The 23178-nt window shown below is 37.0% G+C and carries 17 protein-coding genes; 13 read left to right on the top strand and 4 right to left on the bottom strand.

Annotated elements, in window-relative coordinates:
- Positions 1 to 125 precede the first annotated feature (125 nt).
- Entirely contained in the window at positions 126 to 800 is a 675-nt protein-coding gene (locus D0S48_RS09770) for a DUF2642 domain-containing protein (protein ID WP_144539972.1), read from the top strand.
- A 440-nt stretch (positions 801 to 1240) separates the two neighbouring features.
- Positions 1241 to 2599, top strand: a complete 1359-nt coding sequence (locus D0S48_RS09765) for an arsenic transporter (RefSeq protein WP_151111461.1) — start codon at positions 1241 to 1243, stop codon at positions 2597 to 2599.
- A gap of 665 nt (positions 2600 to 3264) precedes the next feature.
- Here the strand turns inward: D0S48_RS09765 and D0S48_RS09760 are convergent.
- The gene (locus D0S48_RS09760; protein WP_144539968.1) at positions 3265 to 3462 is read right to left on the bottom strand and encodes a C4-dicarboxylate ABC transporter; all 198 of its coding nucleotides are present in this window, start codon (positions 3460 to 3462) and stop codon (positions 3265 to 3267) included.
- A 224-nt stretch (positions 3463 to 3686) separates the two neighbouring features.
- On the bottom strand, positions 3687 to 4484 hold the full coding sequence (locus D0S48_RS09755; protein ID WP_144539966.1) for a TIGR00266 family protein: 798 nt from the start codon (positions 4482 to 4484) through the stop codon (positions 3687 to 3689).
- A 169-nt stretch (positions 4485 to 4653) separates the two neighbouring features.
- On the opposite strand from D0S48_RS09755, the gene D0S48_RS09750 reads away from it, so the two are divergent.
- The 3 genes from D0S48_RS09750 to D0S48_RS09740 are packed head-to-tail and all read left to right on the top strand — an operon-like array spanning position 4654 to position 8495.
- Entirely contained in the window at positions 4654 to 6129 is a 1476-nt protein-coding gene (locus D0S48_RS09750; protein ID WP_144539964.1) for an aldehyde dehydrogenase family protein, read from the top strand.
- A 13-nt stretch (positions 6130 to 6142) separates the two neighbouring features.
- A complete protein-coding gene (locus D0S48_RS09745) occupies positions 6143 to 7312 on the top strand; it encodes a saccharopine dehydrogenase family protein (protein ID WP_144539962.1) in 1170 nt (389 codons plus the stop codon).
- Positions 7302 to 8495 (top strand): acyl-CoA dehydrogenase family protein, encoded by a 1194-nt coding sequence (locus tag D0S48_RS09740; protein WP_151111457.1) that lies wholly within the window; start codon positions 7302 to 7304, stop codon positions 8493 to 8495. Before D0S48_RS09745 ends, D0S48_RS09740 begins: the two co-directional genes overlap by 11 nt.
- Before the next feature lie 64 nt (positions 8496 to 8559).
- On the opposite strand, the gene D0S48_RS09735 is transcribed toward D0S48_RS09740, so the two are convergent.
- Entirely contained in the window at positions 8560 to 9876 is a 1317-nt protein-coding gene (locus tag D0S48_RS09735) for a short-chain fatty acid transporter (RefSeq protein WP_144539958.1), read from the bottom strand.
- A 177-nt stretch (positions 9877 to 10053) separates the two neighbouring features.
- Between D0S48_RS09735 and D0S48_RS09730 the strand changes: the two genes are divergently transcribed.
- The 4 genes from D0S48_RS09730 (at position 10054) to D0S48_RS09715 (ending at position 14922) form a co-directional block, all read left to right on the top strand.
- Positions 10054 to 12159, top strand: a complete 2106-nt coding sequence (locus D0S48_RS09730) for a beta-propeller domain-containing protein (protein WP_144539956.1) — start codon at positions 10054 to 10056, stop codon at positions 12157 to 12159.
- 308 nt (positions 12160 to 12467) lie between these two features.
- A complete protein-coding gene (locus D0S48_RS09725) occupies positions 12468 to 13214 on the top strand; it encodes a threonine/serine exporter family protein (RefSeq protein ID WP_144539954.1) in 747 nt (248 codons plus the stop codon).
- A gap of 12 nt (positions 13215 to 13226) precedes the next feature.
- Complete coding sequence (locus tag D0S48_RS09720) at positions 13227 to 13676, top strand: threonine/serine exporter family protein (protein WP_144539952.1); 450 nt, start codon at positions 13227 to 13229, stop codon at positions 13674 to 13676.
- A 514-nt stretch (positions 13677 to 14190) separates the two neighbouring features.
- A complete protein-coding gene (locus D0S48_RS09715) occupies positions 14191 to 14922 on the top strand; it encodes an MBL fold metallo-hydrolase (RefSeq protein WP_144539950.1) in 732 nt (243 codons plus the stop codon).
- A 98-nt stretch (positions 14923 to 15020) separates the two neighbouring features.
- Here the strand turns inward: D0S48_RS09715 and D0S48_RS09710 are convergent, their stop codons facing one another.
- Positions 15021 to 17048 (bottom strand): sensor domain-containing protein, encoded by a 2028-nt coding sequence (locus D0S48_RS09710; protein WP_144539948.1) that lies wholly within the window; start codon positions 17046 to 17048, stop codon positions 15021 to 15023.
- Positions 17049 to 17196: 148 nt separating this feature from the next.
- Between D0S48_RS09710 and D0S48_RS09705 the strand changes: the two genes are divergently transcribed.
- From D0S48_RS09705 to D0S48_RS09690, 4 genes are all read left to right on the top strand, one after another.
- The gene (locus tag D0S48_RS09705) at positions 17197 to 18126 is read left to right on the top strand and encodes a DMT family transporter (RefSeq protein WP_144539946.1); all 930 of its coding nucleotides are present in this window, start codon (positions 17197 to 17199) and stop codon (positions 18124 to 18126) included.
- A gap of 131 nt (positions 18127 to 18257) precedes the next feature.
- Complete coding sequence (locus D0S48_RS09700; RefSeq protein ID WP_144539944.1) at positions 18258 to 19994, top strand: ABC transporter ATP-binding protein; 1737 nt, start codon at positions 18258 to 18260, stop codon at positions 19992 to 19994.
- On the top strand, positions 19978 to 21798 hold the full coding sequence (locus D0S48_RS09695) for an ABC transporter ATP-binding protein (protein WP_144539942.1): 1821 nt from the start codon (positions 19978 to 19980) through the stop codon (positions 21796 to 21798). The genes D0S48_RS09700 and D0S48_RS09695 overlap by 17 nt, the downstream gene beginning before the upstream one ends.
- 15 nt (positions 21799 to 21813) lie before the next feature.
- Positions 21814 to 22683: a GNAT family N-acetyltransferase gene (locus D0S48_RS09690; protein WP_186318221.1), complete on the top strand. Its 870-nt coding sequence runs from the start codon at positions 21814 to 21816 to the stop codon at positions 22681 to 22683.
- Positions 22684 to 23178: the final 495 nt, after the last annotated feature.

Below are 23178 nucleotides of genomic sequence, written 5' to 3'. Positions count from 1 at the left end.
AACGAGGCTCTCCAAATGACTAATGGTGATGAAATATATGAGTTTATGTAACTTACCCTTAAATTTCTCTAAGCTTAAATGTATGATTTTGCTATTTAGATAATAACTAGAAAGGAGGGTTAACCTTGAATAATATTATTCAAAATCTTATAACAGAAGTTGTCGAAATAGAGGTTTCAGGGAAAAAAATGATGAATGGTACGCTCGTAGATTCAGGAAGTGATCTGGTTGTCCTTTTTAATGGGATAGATTTTGTATACATTTCTTTAGAACATATACAGCGTTTTGAAGTAAATATTAATGAAGATGATATTATGGCTCCTACACACGCTCCAACTATCTCTACAGTTGAAGAGGAAAAAGATCTTTCTTTTAGAGAGATTCTTACTCAAGCTAAAGGAAATTACGTTGAGCTGTATGTAACAGATGGACCGCCTATTCATGGATATATTTTAAGTTTGATGGACGATTATATTGAATTCTATTCCCCTGTTTATAAAATAGTATATGTTTCCCTCCGTCACTTAAAGGTGCTTATACCCTACGCTGAAAACGAAAGTCCCTACGGTAAAAACTTTCATAATAGCCTAGTGCAATCGAGTAGGCAGATATTAGCAAGCACATTTAAACAACAAATTGAAAAGTTCAAAGATAAAATTGTCGTGCTTAATGCTGGGGGGAATAAAAGTCATATAGGAAAATTAAACGAAATAGAGGAAAATTTAGTTGAAATTCATGGAGCAAAATTGCATTCGTATTATTTAAATCTAGATCATATTAAAACTTTACACCAAGTTTAAACATAATTAATGTACATCTACTTAGAATTAAAATTTCACTTGCGAGCCTGCATAACTTCACAAATAGTTATAAATTGTAAGAATAAAACCGTCCTTTATGGCTGACGAGAAAGTATCGACAGCCTATTTTCTATTCTTGTGTATGGGGTAAAAGATAACAGACACTTTTGTGCTTTCTTTTAAATGCTGTATATGTCTTAAACAGCCCACGAGTTGCAACCTGCTCCTGCATGAACAAATTGACAAAAGTTAGTTTTTGAATAGTAAGTTGTCATTTATAAAAATGCTCAAATGTCTATTTTTTTAATAGGCGTTTTTTGTTAAAAAATATATAATTCCAAGCTATAGACAGACATCTTGCTCTTTCTAGAGAAAAGCGAATATACATATATGGAAACGGACAAACATTTATTTTTATTTCGAGAGGAAATGGTATATGCATGAGCTTTCAGATTGGAATCGCCAGTTTGGTGTTCCTAGCAACTATGATTGTCATATTTTGGAGACCAAAAGAGTTAAATGAGGCATGGCCAGCTTCAGTAGGTGCAGCAATTATTATACTTACAGGAATAGTGTCTCAGGCTGACGTTATAGATATTATTACTAAAATTGGAAGTGCCTCTTTAACCATTATCGCAACAATTGTCATGGCTATAATATTAGAAAGCTTTGGATTTTTTAATTGGGTAGCGGCTAGGCTGACAAGCTTGGCAAGGGGGTCTGGACTTCGGTTATATTGGTATATTCAATTATTATGTTTTTTGATGACATTATTATTTAATAATGATGGAAGTATATTAATTACAACTCCAATATTAATCCTGCTCTTAAAAAATCTTCGTTTAAAACCTCGTCAGCAGCTTCCTTATTTGTTAAGTGGAGCTTTAATAGCAACTGCTTCCAGTGCGCCGATTGGAGTAAGTAATATTGTAAACTTAATTGCATTAAAGATAGTTGATATGTCACTTTGGGCACATACGGCAATGATGTTCGTTCCTTCAACATTGGGTTTGTTATTCATGTCTTTCTTAATGTATATTGTCTTAAGAAAAAAACTACCGAAAATTTTACCAAATTCCTCAATGGACATAGAAGAATTCTTTTTCACTAAAAATTTTCATCCGTTCAAAGCAAAGACTTCATTTGAAACAAAACAAAAACGTTCCAAATTTATGTTGAAAATATTAGTATTTGTATTTATTATTCGATGTCTACTTTTTATTGCATCATATTTAACCATACCTATTGAGATTGTCGCAGTACTTGGATCTGCTGTACTATTGTTGTGGAGATGGTATCATTTAAGGACTAGTCCAGTTGATATACTTAAGAAGACCCCTTGGCATATACTTGTTTTTGCATTTTCAATGTATGTCATAATATACGGGTTGAATAATGTAGGATTGACATCACTATTAGTTCAATTATGTGAACCAATTGTAAATCAGGGATTGTTTCAAGCAAGTATTATCATGGGAGGATTAGTATCCGTTCTTTCTAATATATTCAATAATCATCCGGCGCTAATGATTGGAACCATTACTTTAACAGAGATGGGATTAGATCCAATTACTTTAAAGACTATTTATCTTGCGAATATTATTGGTAGCGATATGGGGGCATTATTATTACCTATCGGTACACTTGCCTCACTAATTTGGATGCATATTCTAAAAAGTAACAAGATAAAGGTCTCTTGGAAAGATTATTTAAGCGTAACATTGATAGTCGTTCCAATAACTACAATTGTAACTTTGATATTGTTATTTTTTTGGGTGCAAATAGTTTTTTCTTCTTGAGGTTGAGAAGAGTGTACGCTAAATAATAATGGGTAAGATGAGAATATACTTCTCTAACTTTACTTGAAGGGGTATGTGTCAAAGTGAAAGAATATAGCTTTTTATTCACTTTTAGTTTTCAAAATTATTATATCAATCATGCATTAAGTAAATTTATACTAAGGTAGCGGGAAAATACACAGCTAGTTTCCTGCTATACTATACATAAAAATGGAAGAGAACAATCCGAGTAAGCTGGGTTGATTACATAAATGAATAGAATCCATATCTAAAAATGTCTTGTAATCCCATCCAGGAGAATATGGAAATTAGGATAGCTAAAGATGTCATTAATATGGATTCCTTTATATGTTTGATAAGTCGGATGTTTTTTTAAAATTCAACTTATATTGTCAACATTTCTGCATTCATTTCTATAAGAATAAATAAATAGGATTTCGCTTAATGTCCAATTGATAGGGGAAGTTATTGTATGTATATGTTACTTTTGGGGTAAATGATACTGCATAACTACTATTAAATATGAACTCTAATGGAAGCAGAATATCAATTTTATTTAAAATAAAAGGCATATATGGGATTCCACACATGCCTATAAACTATTTTCTCCTAAACTGGTATTAACCAGTAACCTCTATTTAGTACTTCGGTCATTGATTCTCAAATCATATAAATTGAAGTAATAATATAATAACTCCTAATATAATTGACAGCCAGCCCAAGATTATTTGCTTATAATGATATAGTGCTACGAAACCTAATACAACGGCAGCAATTCCAAGCCAAATCGGATAGAAAAAGTAGCCGACTACCGCTAAGATAATACCTAAAAGACCAAGCCAAAATCCAAAATTATATTCCATTTATAATTCCCCCTTCATTTCTATAAGAAATATGGTGCTTCTATTCTTATTAATTAGTATATGAAGGGAGGAGTTCAAAATTATAAGCAATATGCTGGGTTAAAATAATTATATGTTTAAAAAAGACGTTCAGAATTCAAAAAGACAAGCATGCTGTAAAAACAACATTCTTGCCTTTGGGTACATATTCAAGCTTTCTTGTAATTTATGGACATCTATTTTCGTTATTTACCGCCTAAAAGATCAAACAAGCCTCCAGTAATACTACCTTCTCCCTTAGAACCACCACCAGGAGTTTGTGGAGCAGCAGCAAATACTCGGCTAGCTAGACGGCTAAACGGAAGGGATTGAATCCAAACTGTTCCAGGGCCACGTAAAGTTGCGAAGAATAATCCTTCTCCTCCAAATAGAGCAGTTTTAACGCCTTTTACCATTTCTATGTTGTAATCGACTTCTGAAGTCATAGCAACTAGACATCCAGTGTCTACTCGTAATACCTCACCCGGTTGTAAAACTTTCTGGTGAATTGTACCACCTGCATGGACAAATGCTAGACCATCTCCTTCAAGCTTTTGCATGATGAATCCCTCTCCACCAAAGAAACCGGTACCTAATTTACGTTGAAACTCTACTCCTACAGATACTCCCTTAGCAGCAGCCAAAAAAGCATCCTTTTGACAAATGATTTTTCCACGATGCTCGCTTAAATCCATTGGAATAATCTTCCCTGGATATGGAGAGGCGAAGGAAACATGTTTTTTCCCATTACCTACATTTGTAAAGGTAGTCATGAATAAACTTTCGCCGGTTAACATACGTTTACCTGCACCCATTAATTTCCCCATCAGGCCACTTCCACTGTTGCCAGAGCCGTCGCCAAAGATGGTTTCCATAGAGATTCCGTCCTCCATCATCATTAAGCTTCCTGCTTCTGCAACGACTGTTTCCTGCGGATCTAGTTCAATTTCAACAAACTGCATATCGTCACCATACAATTTGTAATCTATTTCATGATTATTCATTATATATTTCCCTCCTCATAGTAATTAAATATGTATACGAACAATAAAATAAAAGGTTTCAGCTTTTCAATTTTTCAAATTTTTTAGTTTTTTTAAAGGGTTTTAATAGAAGTTAGAGAATGTAATATTTATGAAACCGTTTTCAATTTATAAGGAAAGGGGTAGGAAAATGAAATTATCAAACTTTATTAATGGGGAATGGCAAGAGGGAGAAGCAACATATACAGCTGTATTGAACCCTGCAAATGGTGAGCAGCTAGCGGAGGTAAGGATGTCTACAAAAGAAGATGTGGACAGAGCAGTCAAGGCAGCCGTCAATGCGCAAAAAAAGTGGGCACTAGTTCCGGCTCCAAAGCGAGCAGACTATCTATATGAAATTGGCAGACTAATGAAAGAAAGAAAGGAACATCTTGCCCAAGTGTTGACAAAAGAAATGGGGAAAGTCATTGAGGAAGGTCGGGGAGAAGTTCAGGAAGGCATAGACATGGCCTTTTATATGGCGGGTGAGGGAAGAAGGTTATTCGGTGAAACAACACCTTCTGAGCTAGCAGATAAATTTGCAATGAGTGTTCGAGCACCGATTGGAGTAGTGGGGCTAATAACTCCATGGAATTTTCCGGTTGCGATTGCTACGTGGAAGTCATTTCCGGCAATAGTGGCAGGAAATGCATTTATTTGGAAACCAGCTACTGAAACCCCAATGATGGCCTATGAAATGGCTAAGATATTCCAAGAAGTTGGTTTGCCGCCTGGAGTGGCAAACGTCGTTTTTGGGTCTGGATCAGAAGTAGGGACAGCAATGATTGAACATGAGGATGTCAAGGTTATTTCCTTTACTGGATCTACAGACACTGGAAGTAAGGTGGCAGAACTCGGAGGGAAACACTTGAAAAAAGTGTCCTTAGAAATGGGCGGCAAAAACGCAGTAATTGTTATGGAGGACGCAGATTTAAATCTTGCAGTAGAAGGCATTTTGTGGAGCGCGTTCGGGACAGCGGGACAACGTTGTACAGCATGCAGTAGGGTGATTGTACACAAAGATGTGAAGAAGGAATTGGAGACAATGCTTCTTGAAAGAATGGAGAAGTTGACCATAGGAGACGGCATGGATGAATCCGTTAAAGTAGGCCCAGTTATTAACAAAAATGCCCTAGAGAAAATACACTCTTATGTCCAGATAGGAAAAGAGGAGGGTGCTAATTTAGTAGTAGGTGGAGAAATTTTAGACAATGGTGATTTAGCAAAAGGGAACTATTATGCACCAACTCTATTCTCTAATGTTAAGCCCGATATGAGAATTGCTCAGGAAGAAATTTTTGGTCCGGTTGTTTCTTTAATCGAGGTTGATTCCTTAGAGGAAGCAATCGAAGTAAACAATGGTGTGAAATTTGGTTTATCTAGTTCTATTTTTTCTCGAGATGTTAATAAAATATTTAGAGCGCAGCGTGACCTTGATACGGGTATTGTCTATGTCAATGCAGGAACAACAGGGGCAGAAATTCATCTGCCGTTTGGAGGGACAAAAGGAACTGGAAATGGACACCGAGATTCCGGAGTAGCAGCGTTAGATGTTTATACAGAGTGGAAAAGTATCTATATAGATTACAGCGGAAAGTTACAGAGAGCGCAAATAGACACAGAATAAGGAGGATAATGATATGAAGGTTGCTGTATTAGGTGCAGGTTTAATGGGTAAAGAGGCTGCAAGGGATTTAATTTTGAGTCCAAATGTAGATAAAATTTATTTATGTGATTTAGATGTGGGACAGGCAAATATGTTTAAAGAGAAGATGCAAAATTCTAAGATAGAAGTATTAAGGCTAGATGCAAACGACGATGTCAATTTGATGGAGGTCATGAAAAAGGCAGATGTCGTGATTAACGCATTATTTTATTCGTTCAATGAAAAAGTGGCACGAATCGCAGTAGAGGTTGGCGTTCACTCCATCGACCTCGGTGGTCATATTGGTGGAGCGACAGATGCGGTGCTTTCGTTGGATGAAAAGGCTCGTGAAAAAGGAATAACTTTAATACCGGATCTTGGAGTTGCTCCTGGAATGATTAATATACTTACTGGCTACGGTGCAAGTAAATTAGATGAGGTGACGGATATTCACCTATACGTGGGTGGAATTCCAGTTGAGCCTGAAGGGATATTTAAATACAATATTGTTTTCTCCCTAGAAGGAGTATTCGATCATTACACAGACCCATCGCATGTAATTAGAAATGGCCAACTAGAGGAAATTGCCTCTTTAACAGAAGTTGAGCCAATTCAGTTTGAAGGTTATGAGGAGCTAGAAGCATTCCATACAGCAGGGGGTACATCCACTCTGACTAAATCATTTCCAAATGTCCAAACACTGGAGTATAAGACAATCCGATACAAGGGACACGCTGAAAAGTTTAAGTTATTAGTAGATTTAGGTCTTACTGATAAGAACAAGACGGTAAACGCTGGTGGCAATATTATCAACGTTCGAGAAGTGCTAAAAGAAGTACTTACACCTTCTCTTCTCCTTGGAGACAAAGAGGATGCAGTACTACTAAGAGTTGTTGTAAAAGGGGAAAAAGACGGTGATGAGACAATCTATACGTATGAGATGGCAACCAAAAAGGACCCTCTATCCGGTGAAACTGCTATGGCTCGCGCAACAGCAAACACTATTTCGGTCGTAGCACAAATGATTGGGAATGGTGTTATTAAAAAACCAGGAGTCTCTACACCAGAGCTGATTGTACCAGGGGAGTTATATATTAGAGAAATGGCGGCAAGAGGAGTAGAAATAAAAGAATATGTGGCAAGAGGTGAGAAGATTGAACTTTGAATTCTCAGATGAGCAGGAGCTTCTTCGTAAGACCGTTCGACAATTTGTAGATAACGAAATCATCCCTCATATCGCAAAGTGGGAGGAGCAGGGTGCGTTTGATCCTAAAATATGGAGCCGTCTTTCTGAATTGGGATTGATGGGAGTTTGTATCCCTGAGAAATACGGCGGAAGTGGTATGGACTATAATTCTCTTGCTATTGTGTGTGAAGAATTAGAAAGAGGAGACACTGCTTTTAGAACAGCTGTATCCGTTCATACGGGCTTAAACTCGATGACCTTACTGCAATGGGGAACAGAGGAACAAAAGCAGAAGTATTTGGAGCCACAAGCTAAGGGAGAAAAAATAGGTGCTTTCGGTCTTACAGAGCCTGGAGCTGGCTCCGATGTAGCTGCAATGTCTACCGTAGCTGTTCGAGATGGTGATAATTATATTTTAAATGGGCAAAAAACTTGGATCTCCTTATGTGATGCGGCAGACCATTTTATCGTGTTTGCTTATACCGATAAATCTAAAAAGCATCATGGGATTAGTGCGTTCATCGTGGAACGTACAATGGAGGGCTTTTATTCCAAGGCCATCAAAGGAAAATATGGCATTAAGTCAGGGAATACCGGGGAAATCTTCTTCGAAAACATGAAAGTGCCTAAAGAGAATCTTCTAGGAGAAGTAGGAGAAGGTTTTAAAATTGCAATGGCTTCTTTAGACAATGGTAGGTTTACAGTTGCCGCTGGGGCTGCAGGTCTATCGCTCGCGTGTCTAGAAGCCTGTGTTAAATATGCTAAGGAACGAGAAACCTTTGGGAAAGAGATTGGCAAGCATCAGCTTGTGCAACAAATGATTGCCAAAATGGAAGCCGGTCTTCAAATGAGCCGTCTGCTTGTTTATCGGGTTGGAGAACTTAAGAACAAAGGGGTACGCAATACTAGAGAGACCTCCTTGGCAAAATGGCAGGCATGTGACTTTGCTAATAAGGCTGCTGACGATGCAGTTCAAATTCATGGAGCTTATGGATATTCCGATGAGTATCCGGTCGCTCGATATCTAAGAAACTCGAAGGCGCCTGTCATTTATGAAGGAACAAGAGAAATCCATACAATCATGCAGGCAGAATATGTGCTTGGCTATCGTGAAGATAAAAAGTTAAACAGAATGCTACCGAAATGGCCGTTTGAAGAATAAGAAAAGAGGATCCCATGAAAAGGGATCCTCTTTAGCATATAAGGGGAATGTATAAATAATATTTTTAGAAAAAGAACAGACCTATGCTAATAATGACACCGCTTAATAATAATACAAATACACAATAACCCATGATATCTTTTGCCTTTAACCCGGCAATTGCCAAAGCTGGTAGAGCCCAGAATGGCTGAATCATGTTCGTCCAGGCATCTCCCCAGGCAATAGCCATGGCAGTTTTTGCGTAGTCTAGGTCAAGTGCTGATGCAGCCTCCAACATAATTGGTGCTTGAACAGTCCATTGTCCTCCACCAGAAGGAATGAAGAAGTTAACTATTCCAGCAGCATAAAAAGTGAAGAGGTAAAATGTATGCTCGTTAGAAATGCTTATAAATGCTTCCGAAACAACTCCAGCTAGACCAGAAGCAACCATCATGCCCATGATGCCAGCGTAAAAAGGAAATTGAATAACGATATCTCCAACTGTACTTGCAGCATTTTTAACGGCTAATAAAAAGTTTTTTGGTGTGCCGTGACAGATGATGCCAAGCACAACGAAAATAAGATTAACAATATTTAAGTTTAAGTCAAAGCCTTTAGTAATAAAATGGTTTATCAAATAGACTAGTCCCAGTAGACCGATTAATCCGGTCAACAAATAGCTTCGTTCTAGTCTTGCGGCAGGAGTAGGTTTTTCAGTAGATTTTTCTATTACTACCTCTTCCTCTAGCAAAGAAGGGTCAATAGACAATGTATCTTCCTTGCTTGGCATCATCCATCTGTTTAAAAGAGGTACAGAAATAAATAATGCAATTACAATGATTAAATTATACCGTGTAAATAATGTCTCTGTAGTTGGTATTACGCCCATGATATCGGCAAATGGATGACCCTCGGTTGCAATAGAAAGTGGTATAGAACCAGCTAGACCACCATGCCAAATGATAAATCCTGAATATGCACTTGCAATTAATAGGCGGTAGTCTACATTTTTAACCTGCTTGGCAATTTCCTTGGCAAAAAGTGCCCCAATTACTAAACCAAACCCCCAGTTAATCCAACAGCCAATTAAAGAAACTACTGAAACTAACAAAATTGCTGAGCCTGGTGACTTAGCAATTCTAGCTAAAGAGCTCAATATTTTCTTGAAAAGCGGACTACTTGCCAGTACATGACCAGCTAACAAAACAACAACCATTTGCATAGTGAAAGATAGTAATCCCCAAAAACCATCTCCCCAATATGTTGCCATTTCCAGTGGCGTAGAATCGGTTAAGATTATCCCTAACAAAAATACTAATAGAGTTAGCATTGCAACAAATATGTATGGATCAGGTAGATATCTGACCATTAAAGTGTTTGAAAATCGAGTAAGTGCCTTCAAAATTTTTCCCCCTTTGTTTTTTTACATCCCCCTCTTAATCTATGTTATATGAAAGTAAGAAAATTCTCTATAATTCTAATAACAATATTCGACAAAAAACAATAAAATTGTATTGTAACTATTTATAAAAAATTCAGTCTAATAGTTAAAATAAATGTAAAAGAAAGGAAGCACAAAATGAAAAAGTGGCTAATATCCTTCATAGCAATAGGACTTTGTTTAACGGTTAGTACTGTCTGGATTTACTTTTCCAATCAAAAGGTATCAGCACAAAGTTATGTATTATCCAACCAAATTTTTAAGGCGGACTTTTCGAAGGCTGTCAGTAAAGACGCCTTGGAAAAAGAGGCGGTGTATTTAACGGATAAGTCAGGAAATAAGGTTAAAGCAGCTTATAAGCTGACGAATAAAGGGAAGTCCATTGAAATAACTGGACTCCAAAAAGGTAAGTACACTCTTTATGTGGATGAAAAGTATAGGCTAGGAAAAAGTGAATATACATTTGAGGTCCACGAAGCATTTCCTACAGTAAAGTCTCGAGAAGAGTTAGAGGCATATTTTAAGCTAGTGATGGGATCAAGAGAAAACGTAAAACAAGAAACAGCCGAAGACATGGCGATGGAAGCAGAAACGAAATCTACTGGAAGCGGGGGTTACTCCACGACGAACAATCAAGTTGAAGGAGTAGAAGAAGCAGATATAGTCCAGACGAATGGTTCTCATGTATTTGCTATAAGTGAAAATAATGTTGTTGTTAATAGTATTCATGATGGAAAGAATATGAAAATGGAAAATAAGATACGATTTACAGATTCATTCTATCCTAGTCAACTTTTATTGAAGGGGAAAACACTTCTAGTGATTGGGCAAAAGAATGTGTATCATACTTTGGACGCTAGAGATTCTCAATCACGAATAGATCCTGCTTGGGAAAGTATGACTAGTGTTTTTCTATACGATATCTCTAACCCTAAATCTCCAAAGCTAATGAGAGAAATAGCTTCGGAAGGTTATATGAATGGGGTACGTTTAAATGGAGATATTCTTTACCTTGTTTCAACAGTAATGCCAAGATATTGGATGATGAAGGAAAACAAAGACACGGAGTTAAGGCCATTCACGTATGACTCAAAGAATAGTCAAGAAGCTGAACCTTTAGATTATCAACAAATCTCAATCTTACCTGATTCTTTGGATGGGAATTATACCGTTATTACAGCATTAGATATTTCGAATCCTTTAGTGAATGAGGCTAAGACGAAGAGTTTTCTAGGAGGAAGTCAGCAATTATATATGTCCAAAGAAAATCTTTATTTAACCTCAGTCATTTATAAGAATAGAGAGGCCGGAACAAGTAAAAAAATGATATGGAATCCTGGTGAAATGGATACCGAGGTATATAAATTCTCTCTACAGGACACCTCAGTTGAATTTGTTGATTCAGCTAAGCTCACAGGAACAATCCTTAACCAATTTTCCATGGATGAGCATAACGGATATTTTAGAACAGTCACCACAACAGGTAATCCTTGGGACCAAAATAATACTTCAGAAAATAATTTATTTATATTAGATAAATCCATGGAAATTGCAGGTTCTATTACAGGCTTAGCAAAAGAGGAAAGAATTTATTCGGCAAGATTTATGGGAGACAAAGCATATATGGTAACATTCAGAGAAACAGATCCGTTGTTTGTGATTGATGTCGCTGATCCTAAGAAGCCCAAAGTGCTAGGCGAATTAAAAATTCCTGGTTTCAGTAATTACCTACATCCATTAGGGGAAAACCATCTAATCGGCTTTGGCTACGAAACAACTTCTTTTGTACCAAATGGTAGCAAGGAGCCTATAATACAGACGGAAGGAATGAAGATATCCCTTTTTGATGTTAGCGACTTTGCAAATCCAAAGGAAGTGGACACGGAGATAATTGGTGGCCAAGGGACATATTCACCTATTCAATATGATCATCATGCATTGTTCCAGCATGTTGAGAAAAATCTCTATGGTTTCCCCGTGGCTATTTATGACAAACTAGAGGGGCAGGAATATAGTAGCTATAAGCAAGATGGTGCAATGATTTACGAAATAACACCGGAAGCAGGAATCATTTTAAAGGCAGAGCTGCTTACCAAAGAAAATCCAGCACAGTTATATGAAGATTGGGAATCCATGATTCAAAGAATTATTTATGCAAATGATTTCTTATATACGATTGCTTTGAAGGAAATGAAAAGCTATAACCTGGACACCTTTAAAGAAATTGGTTTACTTTCCTATTAAGCAGCAATCATAGTTAAAAGGCTGTGATACAACATCCACCATAGAAATTTAAAAGCCCCAAAAATGCAAAAAATTTTTGGGGCTTCGTTTTTTTCTATTAAACTGAACGTCATAAACCAAGTAATGTAAGGAACTACTTCCTCGCGTCTCTCTATTTTCTTGTAGGAACAAATATAGGCGCTCAGCGTTATAGATAAAACCTCTTTTTCGAAATCTTCTCATTCGCCTTTTTTTTGTTAGTAAATGTTATATTAGATTAAACGTTTCTAAAAAGGGAAATTGTAATGTTAGTAGAAGGAAGGTGAGGAGTGTTGAAAACCGATTATGAACTAGCGGTAGAGTGCTGTTTACTTGCTGGAAAATTGATGATGGAAAGTGGGGCCGAGACGTATCGAGCAGAGGATACAATGGATCGAATGGCATTGTCCCAACAATTGACTCAGTCCCAAAGCTTTGTGACCCCGACCGGAATTCTCTTCAGTGGCAAAAATAATCTTCCAACACGATTAGTAAGAGTAAATAATAGAACAACGGATTTAGAAAAAATTGCTCTTGTGAATGCAGTATCACGCAAGCTAGCCTCCAATGAAATGAGTTTGGAAGAAGCATATATTGAATTAAAAAGAATTGACGAAGACCATAAGATGTATGCTTTTTGGATTCGGATCGCAGCAGCTGCAGTTGCTTCAGGTGCCTTTCTGTGGTTATTTGGCGCTCCTTTAATAGATGTACCTCATGCTATGTTTGCTGGTGGAATTGGCTATGCAGTAGCTAACTTGCTGGAAGAAAAAACGAGAGTGAAATTCTTCGCCGAATTTTTTGCAGCACTTATTATCAGTATGATTGCTATGCTTTCTATTCGTTATGGGTATGGTGTAGAAATAGACAAAATTATTATTGGCTCGGTAATGCCTCTTGTTCCAGGTTTGCTAATTACTAATGCTGTTCGTGACTTAATGGCAGGGCACTTTATGTCTGGTCTTTCAAAGGGAGCGGAAGCTTTTCTAACTGCCTTTGCAATTGGAGCGGGCGTAGCATTTATATTATCTTTATAAGGAGGAATGGATATGTCTTTTGCAGCACAGGGTATCATAAGCTTTATAGCTGCTGCGGCATTTGGAGTTATCTTTAATGCTCCAAGGAAGTCCCTCGTCTACTGTGGATTAGTAGGAATGGTTGGTTGGCTAGTATTTTCTCTTGTGAGGTATCTCAATGATGATCCAATTATTGCTTCTTTTGCTGGAGCGTTCTCTATCGCATTCGTAGCTCACATAATGGCTAAGAAGTTTAAAATGCCTATGATTATATTTAGTGTAGCTGGTATTATCCCGCTTGTTCCAGGAGGGTCTGCTTATAATGCTATGAGAAATGTAGTGGAGGAAGATTACGGAGTAGCAGTAGAATATGCTGCACTTGCACTAATGATTTCCGGAGCGGTAGCAATGGGGTTAGTGTTCGCAGAAATTATAACGCAGATATGGTTAAAAAGCCTAAAAAGCATGAAAGTGAAAATCTAGTAAGCCGTGAGTATGGTATTCCTTACTCACGGTTTTTTCGATAGCAATATTAAATAATCTTTAAAAATTATATTTCGATAACTAGTGACCTTTTATTTGAGTTATAAAAAAGCCATTTTTCCAATGTTTTTATTCTCTAAAGAACATTTAACTTGTAACTGATTGGAGCGGCAGGCGAGTCCAGTGAGAAGAGTGAGACAGATAAGCCATCACAAACGCGCGTTAGCGGCGGTGTGTGTTTCGTTCACCCCATGGAAAGCGGGAATTTGAATTTTATTTGCTATTCGTGGCAGTTGTAGGCGTGTGCACTTTTCTATTTTGTCTAGCTCCAGCGCCTTGCTCCTAGAGGTCAAATGGAAAAAAACTGCGGTGGCTGAGGAACTGCCTCCTCGTTTTTCTACATTTGCTTGTCATGGCAGAAATAGGCGCGTGCGCTTTTCAATTGAATTAGAAGGTGTTTTAGGAATGTGAATTGAATAGAGAAGGTAAGGTTATTAAGTGAAGGAGGAAGTTTATGAAGTGTAGTGTTATAGGAATGTGGGGCGGTTTTCCTAAAGAGAACGGACCTTGTTCGGGTTATTTAATTGAACAGGATGAATTTAAAGTACTATTAGACTGTGGAAGTGGGGTATTAACTAATGTTCAAAAATATGTGGATTTAAACAATATAAATCACGTGCTTTTATCCCATTATCATTACGATCATTTTAGTGATATTGGTGCTTATTTGTTTTCGAGACTAGTTAATACAAAAATTGGTAATACAGATGAGGCATTACATGTATATGGACCAGATGATGAGGAAATGAAACGTAGGGTAGAGGAGATAGAGTACTGCGAGTTCTCCACTATCGATAAAAATAGCGAGTTGCATATTGGTCCCTTTAGGTTCACTTTTATGAGAAATAACCACCCAATTGAAACGTACAGTATTAAAATTGAAAGTGGACATAAAAAGATTGTATATACTTCGGACACTAGCTACACTAGCAAACTAATAGAATTTGCAGCTGATGCTGACCTCTTAATCGCAGAAAGTAGCTTATACGATGGCATGGACGGGAGTGCTTCAGGACATATGACTTCGAGCGAAGCGGGTATGTTGGCTTATCAGTCGAAGGCTAAAAAGGTGATTTTAACCCATCTTCCACATTATGGAGAGTTAGAGGAGCTATTAGCTAGCGCTTTGAATGAAGGAAACCATGCGATTGAATTAGCACGCCCAGGAATGCTTATTGAGCTATAGTGAAAAAAGGTACTTATGGTTAGGGAACTAAAAATATTTTAGGAAAAGAAAGAGGCCGTGATCAAGTCACGACCTCTTCTGTAAATTTAATAGCAGTATTAAACCTCGTTTAACATAATTAGCCTTTCAACTTCCTCTGCAGTAATAGGCTCGCTAATAAAATAGCCTTGCACCGCATCACAGCCCATTTCACTAAGCAGGTTAAACTGATCCTTGGTTTCAACACCTTCAGCGACAACTATAACATCTAGAGATTGTCCGAAGTGTATTAATCCTTGAATAAGCTGTTGTAGCTTTTTTTGTTGCATAATTGAGCTCACGAAGGATTTATCAATTTTTAGTTTACCAATTGGCAGTAACTGCAAGTATCTTAAAGATGCGTAACCAGTTCCAAAATCATCTAATGCAAAAGTAATTCCTTCTTGATGGAGTGTTTGCATCTGTTGGATAATTTTTTTCTCTGCCTCTGCTTCCAATGCAAACTTCTCAGTAAACTCTATTTGAATCAAGTCGGATGGACAATTATATTTTTTCAATACAGAGCGAACGGTTTTCACCATATTTTTATCTCTGAATTCTCTTATAGAGGAGTTGTAGCTAACTTTTATCCCTAAACCCTTTTGTTGCCATATTGCGGCCTGTTGGCATGCTTTTTCGAGCATAAAAGTGCCAATGTCATTAATAAGGCCCGTTTCTTCAGCGATTGGAATTAGCTCATCTGGATGAATAACTCCTAGAACCTCGTCCTTCCAACGAACTAAAGCTTCTACAGAAGTGACTTTTCCGGTAGCAACATTACGTTGAGGTAGGTACATAACATGAAAATCATTATGATTCAGTGCTTCTATTAATCTCTTTTCAATTTGGAGCGTTCTTGTAAGCTTATGATGGTCTGATTGAGAAAGAGAAGATATAATGCCTCCGCCTTCTAGTTTTACCTTTTGAAGAGTTGTATTAGTAGCCTTCAAGAGATGTAAATAGGTTTGTTGATCTTCAGGATATTTAGTGATAGCTCCACTTACTGTAATTGGGATCGCCTTGTTTTCTAAATAAATAGGATTTTGTTTTAAGAAATGTATAAATCCTTCAATATACCAATCGCTTAGAGGAGTGATAATAGCAAAATCATCTCTTCCCGCTCTGGCAATAATTGAATCTTCAAAGTAAATTTTAAGCCTTTTCGTTAGTTCAACCATTAACAATGACTCTGTTTCTACATCCAAAATCTCTTTTAGTGTATAGAAATGGTTGATGCTAATAAAAACAAAGGAAAAGTTTTTCCGTTCCTCAATATGCTCGTTTACAACTTCTTCTAAACGATGTCTGCTCATTAGCCCTGTTTCAGCATCTACGTAAGCAATTTCCTCAAGTCGTGATTGTAATAATTTTTTTTCCGTAACTTCTTCTTCCAAAAGTAGATAGTACAGCGTATTATTTTCAATATCAGTTATAGGAATTGCTAGTAATTCAACCCAATAGTTAGTTCCGTCTTTTGTCATTTTTTCTACGGTGCCTTGGTAGGTATTTCCTCTTTGAATGCAATTCATTACTTCATCTGCCACTGCTATATGCTCGGGTGTATTAGGGAAAAGCTGCCAAAAGGATTTTCCTATGATTCTTTTTGGGGTCCAATTACTTTTCTTCAGGAACAGGTCATTGGCATGCATGATCAGTCCTTCTTTATCCAAATATAGGACCATAAAACTTTGAGAAAGTGCTTTTTTCAGTAAGTCTAATTCAAATGATGATGTTTGATCAGTATCGTTTATTCGATTGGAATCCAATTGGAATAAAGCATACGTAGCATTGTTAATAGAAAGGGATTTTACTATAAGCGTTGTTTTTAATAACTGCTGGTCTTTTGTGTACAGGGTTACTGGATTAATACGAATTGCTTCTTCCTTCGCCATAATCTTTTCCCACTTAGCTGATAGATGACCGAGAGTATAATCGTTAAAAAAAGGTAATCTTGCACCCTTTACTTCTTCGGAAGTATAACCAAAGTGCTTTTCAGCTTCATGGCTCCACCAAACGATTAGACCATCCTGGTCTGTTAAAAAGGTCGGATATGGTATATGATTCAACACAGCTTCACTTAAATCTAGTTCTTTTGCTTGCAGATACATCGTCAGGCCCCCATAAAAATTATCTATAAGTAATTATACAGAATTTAGAGAATATAGTCATTAGCCTAGAACAATATATTCATAAAAAAAAATAATATAGGTTATATTACCTGTGAAAATATTAAAACTTTAATGGAGGGTGATTAAAATGGAACGAGGAAAAGGAATTTTTCTAATTATTTTAGGTTCTATTCTCTGGGGTGCAACAGGACCAATGATGGAATGGGTTCTACATAATAGTGAACTAACCGTGTCGTTCTTCCTAACAGTCCGACTGATTGTGGCTGGAATGAGTATATTAATCTTTTTAATGCTACAAAGAAAAAAAGTGTTTGCAATATGGAAAGAGCCCGTTTGGTTAAAGCAATTATTTATTTTTGCGATACTAGGGATGCTAGGAATTCAATACACTTTTATTGCAGCAATTGAGGCTAGTAATGCATCTATAGCCACCCTTCTACAATTCCTTGGTCCTATTTATATTATTATGTACGTTTCCTGGAAGGGGAAGGTCTTTCCTCCTAAGTATCAGGTGATAGGAATAATAGGAACGCTGGTTGGATTGTTTTTATTGCTAACTAACGCACAAATAGGTGGACTATTAATCAGCAACAAGGCACTGTTTTGGGGGTTATTGCTTGGTATTACTTTTTCAATATATACCGTCTATCCAGCTAGGCTTATGAAAGAATGGGGTGTGCTCGTTGTTGTTGGTTGGGGAATGCTAATTGGTGGGATTGTCCTATCAACTGTCTCTCAAATTTGGAACACTAGTCAATGGAATGAATTGTTGGAATATCCGATTATTATATTCGTGGTACTGATTATTTTTATGGGGACTATTGCATTTGTTATGTTCCTCTCAAGCATGAAATACATTACAGCGGTGGAGACAAGTATTTTATCTAGTATAGAGCCTTTAACAGCGATGATTATATCAGTATTTTGGTTTAATCAAATCCTAGGCGGTTGGCAATACACAGGTGTAGTAGTCATGCTTTTATTTGTGACGTGGCTTTCGGTAGCGGGTGATGTCAATTTGGATTTATTAAAAAAACTTAAAAAAAGAAGAGGATAGAATGCTTTTATATCTCCTTATCGACAAATAAACAGATTATTATTTTTTTTCTATTTATTAGCTATGGGATATGGCATAATAGATTTTACAGTAAATTAATTCGAGTGACGAAGAATTTAGGAGTGTTTTAGATGAAGACCATTTTTTCTTATTTAAAGCCATATAAGTGGCTTGTCATTGCTGCGCTATTTTTTATGCTAGTTGAGCTTTCGGTAGAGCTCATTCAGCCGCTATTAATTGCAGTTATTATAGATGATGGTATCGTCGCGGGGGACCAATCATCTATCATATTTTGGGGAAGTATTATGTTGGTCCTCTCTATCGTGGCATTTTTTGCTGGTATTATTAATACTTTCATAGCTTCTCATGCAGTGCAGAGCTATGGCTACGATATACGTCAGGCCTTGTTTCGACAAGTCCAGTCCTTTACGATGACAACTTTTCTAAAATTTCCAACGTCTAGTTTAATCACTAGACTCACAAGTGACGTTACGATTACTCAAAATCTTATATTTATGGGTCTCCGAATTATGCTTAGAGCTCCATTACTAGTAGTAGGAAGTATTATAATGTCCTTTTTCGTCCATCCAAAGCTAGCACTATATTTAGTTATTGGTGCACCATTTCTATTGGTCTTTCTCTATTTAATGAGTCGAAAAGGATTAACATTGTTTTCCAAAGTACAAAAAAGCGTGGACAGTGTTACACGTAAGATTCAAGAAAACCTGCAGGCAGTTCGTTTGATAAAGGCTTATTTAAGAGGTGATTTCGAATCTAGTAGATTTGGAAAAGTCGCAGACATTCTAAAAGTAGACAATGTAAAAGCATTTCGAATTATGGAGTTAATACTTCCAGTTCTTTTGTTTGTTATGAATGTAAGCTTAATGGCAGTACTATGGTTTGGAGCAAAGGAAATTCAAACTGGTGGCGCGCAAATTGGTGAGCTGGTTGCAATCGTCAATTATGCAATGCGAATGACGGGTGCTTTTTCTATGTTTTCTTTCATTATCATATTCTTTTCACGTGCAAAAGCTTCATCTGAACGAATGGAAGAAGTGCTGTTAGTTGAAGATGGCATTGAAAATATTGATAGCCAAATAGTAGAAAAGCCTTCTAGTATTGGTAAATTAGAATTTCAAAATGTTTCCTTTACATACCCAGAAACGTTGAACCCTGTGTTACAAGATGTTTCCTTTATAGCAAAGCCTGGTTCTAAGCTTGCCATCATGGGTGCAACAGGTTCAGGTAAATCTACCTTGCTCAATTTAATCCCACGATTTTTTGATGCGACAGAAGGCAGGATATTGGTTAACGAAAAAGAAGTGCAGCAATGGTCTTTAAAAGAGCTTAGACAAGTGATTGGACTAGTACCTCAGCAATCGATCCTCTTTACAGGTAGTATTGAAGAAAATCTAGGCTGGGGAGACTCGATGGCTACAGAGGAGTTATTGAAAGAAGCGGCGAAGCAGGCGCAAATACATAATTCCATTGAGCAGTTTCCTGATCAATACGATACTAGGGTAGGCCAAAAAGGAGTTAATTTGTCTGGAGGACAAAAGCAAAGGCTTTCTATTGCTAGAGCATTAGTGCGTAAGCCAGAGATTTTACTATTTGATGATAGTACAAGTGCGTTAGATGTGGCTACAGAGAATGCCTTATGGGAAGCCTTAGAAGGAGAAAATGCTACAATGCTGGTAATAACACAAAAAATTAGAACTGCTAAGGGTGCAGATCAAATACTTCTTCTAGAGGAAGGGCAAGTATCGGCATATGGCACGCACGATGAGCTAATGAAAAATTCTCCTCTGTATAGAGAGATTGCAGAATCGCAACAGGAGGTGGACGAACAAGATGAACTTCATTCGTAAACCTTTTGGCTATGAGCCGGTTATAACAAAGGAAGATTTGAAAAAGAAGAACAAAAAGAAAATTGATAAGGCATCGGATTGGAAGGGTGTGCTTAGTCGCATTTGGAAGCTAGTGGATGAACAGCGCTTTTTACTCATTGTTGTATTGATGTTAGTAGTAGTTAGTTCAGCCCTATCCTTATTAGGACCATATTTAATAGGGGTAATTATTGATGAATATATTTCGGTAAATGTGTTTGAAGGTCTAGCAAGCTTAATTGGCATTTTAATAATTGTCTATGTATTTCTTTCTATCTCAATGTATTTACAAAGCTATTGGATGATTGGAATTTCCCAGCAAACAATCTATAGACTTCGTACAGTTTTGTTTAATAAGCTTCAAAAACTCCCGGTGTCTTTTTTCGATAAGCGTCAGCATGGGGAGCTTATGAGTAGAATGACTAACGATATTGAAAACGTTAGTCAGACGTTAAACTCCTCCTTTATACAAGTCTTCTCTAGCGTTTTAACTTTAGTTGGAACTACGGTCGTTATGCTAATGTTAAGTCCGCTACTAACGCTAGTGACATTAGTCATTGTTCCAGTAATGTTCTTTGCGATGAAATGGATTACCAAAAGAACATCGAAACTTTTCAAGGAACAGCAGCAGGCAGTGGGGGAATTGAATGGGATGATTGAGGAAACCATTTCCGGACAGCGAATTGTCAAAGCATTCTCTCAGGAGCAGCGTATGCTAGAGGAATTTGCGGTTAAAAGTGAACGTCTAAAACGAACTGGATTTTGGGCGCTTACATATTCTGGATTTATACCTAAGGTTATGAACCTTTTGAACAATACAAGCTTTACATTGGTTGCAGCTGCGGGAGGAGTACTAGCTTACCATGGTTATGTGTCTATCGGAGAAATTGTTATTTTTACGGAATATGCACGTCAATTTACTAGACCTTTAAACGATTTAGCTAACCAGTTTAATACTGTGCTCTCAGCTATTGCAGGAGCTGAACGTGTTTTTGCTATCATTGATGAGCCAGAAGAAAAGGATACAGCGGTAGATAATAATGACTATAAGCTCAAAGGTAATGTGGTTTTTGAAAACGTAACCTTTAAATACAATAAAGATGATGAAAAACCAACTATTGATAAAGTGTCCTTCAAGGTAGAGGCAGGTCAGACTGCTGCTTTAGTAGGTGCTACGGGTGCTGGTAAAACAACTATTATGCAGTTATTAGCTCGGTTTTATGAAGCAAATGATGGTAAGGTTTTAATTGATAATATTGCTATTGATGAAATGCCTAGACATACTTTAAGAAGCCAAACTGCTTTTGTTTTGCAGGATCCTTTCCTTTTTGAAATGAGTGTAAAAGAAAATATACAATATGGAAAGCTAAATGCGACAGATGAAGAAATTGTTCAGGCAGCTAAGGAAGCGAATGCACATGAATTTATCACGAAGCTACCTAATGGATATGATACTATTTTATCGGCAGATGGCAGTGAGATAAGTCAGGGGCAAAAGCAACTGCTTTCTATTGCAAGAGCTTTAGTTGCAGATCCAGCAATCTTGTTGTTAGATGAAGCTACCTCGAGCATTGATACTGTAACAGAGCTTAAAATACAAGAAGCACTGGAAAGATTGATGGAAGGTAGAACGAGTTTTGTAATAGCCCATCGCTTAAATACGGTAAGAAAAGCAGATTTAATATTTGTCATGGAAAATGGAAAGCTGATAGAATCAGGATCGCAAGAGGAACTTATAAATACGCAAGGTCGTTTTTATAGTATGCTGATGAATTCAAAGATTTAGAAGGGAAGTATGTACATGGACATATCAGTTATGACTGTGTCAATTCCAGTTGACGGTGAAACGTTAGAGGAAATAAAAATATTAGTGGATGAAGCTACTCATGTAGATTTAATCAATTATAGTCATTTGTTAAACGTTACAGAGTTAACGGACTATTTTTTGAAAGGTTTTTGCATATTAGCTTATAATGATGATTCAGACCAATTAGTCGGTATTTTAACTGCCATAGATCGTTTAGGAACAATAGATTATGAATGGAGTGCCTTGGTACTCCCGAGTGCAAGAAAAGCAGGCATAGCAAGCAAAATGTTCCAGGAGCTCAATAGAAACTTAGAGCTAAGGGGAGCTACAGCCGATATCGCTCTAGTTCCTAATACTGCGACGATAGGTCAAGATATGCTGACAAGTAATGGATACTCTCATGAGATTTCAGAAATTACCATGGTCGCGAATACTGCTCCTGAACAAACGAAAAGTGAATTTGAAATAGCTCCTTTTGTAAATGAAGGAGATGAGCTTATAAATGTTCTGAAGAGTGCATTTGGTGACACTCAAGAAGAAGCAAAAGAAATGATATCCTTTAATTTGCAAACCCCAAATAGAAAGCTGATGCTTGCAAAGCAAGCTAATAAAGTATTAGGTACTGCTACGACGGTAGATAACCAAGAACAGCTATGGATTACAGGTTTAGCCGTGCATAATGATGCAAGAGGTAAGGGAGTAGCAAAGGCTCTGTTAAATTGGTGTAAGCATGAGGCATACATTTTAGGGAAACAACAAGTTTATTTGGATGTAGAAACCGATAATGATATAGCGCTATCAGTTTATCAAAAACAAGGCTTTCAAACAGCAGCGCATACTCTTTTTTATAGAAGAAAAAATTAAAGGAAAGGGTGGTCCAAGAAACTGGATCACCCTTTTTTGTACAGTGAATTAATAACACTAATTGAGCTGAACACGGAAGATTAAGATAACATTTACAAAGTCTAAACATAACCACTATATTCTTTTCATACTATCACTATAAGATGAATGTATAAACATTCAATCGTAAAGGAGAGATCTTATTGGGGTTAAACGAACATCATGTAACAATGAAAAATTCAGACAAAAGGTTACATTCAATGCGGATTACCCACGTAAAACAAAAAATTCAAATCACTCTACAATGGATGATATTAAAAAAAACTCGTCCACCTAAGCGTAAATACATAAAGATTCCACCGAGAATATAGAACCTGCCTCTTTATATAAGAGGTTTTTTTGAAGAGAAATTACATTTATCTCGCTTTAGCAAGTCGCATTTTCAGACAAAGGTTAGGTTAGTCAGGACATGATAATAAAATCCATTTACATATTGTTCCATCAAAAGATATACTA

It is taken from the genome of Psychrobacillus sp. AK 1817 (genome assembly GCF_008807035.1).
Lineage (GTDB): Bacteria > Bacillota > Bacilli > Bacillales_A > Planococcaceae > Psychrobacillus > Psychrobacillus faecigallinarum.
This window is presented reverse-complemented; position numbering and strand designations above follow the sequence as displayed.